The 598-nt window shown below is 46.5% G+C and carries 2 protein-coding genes; one reads left to right on the plus strand and one right to left on the minus strand.

The features are described from left to right. Nucleotides 1-264, plus strand: a 264-nt coding sequence (locus SB753_RS34500; protein ID WP_032441909.1) for a CatA-like O-acetyltransferase, incomplete at its 5' end; no start/stop codon positions are given. Nucleotides 265-409: 145 nt separating this feature from the next. On the opposite strand, the gene SB753_RS34505 is transcribed toward SB753_RS34500, so the two are convergent. Continuing rightward, nucleotides 410-598 (minus strand): hypothetical protein (locus SB753_RS34505; protein WP_410804513.1); only part of this gene is annotated, 189 nt, incomplete at its 5' end.

Consider the following 598-nt stretch of genomic DNA (forward strand, 5'->3'; position numbering starts at 1 on the left):
TATTTCCCTAAAGGGTTTATTGAGAATATGTTTTTCGTCTCAGCCAATCCCTGGGTGAGTTTCACCAGTTTTGATTTAAACGTGGCCAATATGGACAACTTCTTCGCCCCCGTTTTCACCATGGGCAAATATTATACGCAAGGCGACAAGGTGCTGATGCCGCTGGCGATTCAGGTTCATCATGCCGTTTGTGATGGCTTCCATGTCGGCAGAATGCTTAATGAATTACAACAGTACTGCGATGAGTGGCAGGGCGGGGCGTAATTTTTTTAAGGCAGTTATTGGTGCCCTTAAACGCCTGGTTGCTACGCCTGAATAAGTGATAATAAGCGGATGAATGGCAGAAATTCGAAAGCAAATTCGACCCGGTCGTCGGTTCAGGGCAGGGTCGTTAAATAGCCGCTTATGTCTATTGCTGGTTTACCGGTTTATTGACTACCGGAAGCAGTGTGACCGTGTGCTTCTCAAATGCCTGAGGTCTGTTTATCGAATTAATTGCAGATATAAAAAAACCAACCGTAAGGGTTGGTTTTTTCTTGGGATTTTTGGTCGGCACGAGAGGATTTGAACCTCCGACCCCCGACACCCCATGACGGTG

Origin of the sequence: Paraburkholderia sp. SIMBA_053 (assembly GCF_046534895.1) — a bacterium.
Lineage (GTDB): Bacteria > Pseudomonadota > Gammaproteobacteria > Burkholderiales > Burkholderiaceae > Paraburkholderia > Paraburkholderia caledonica.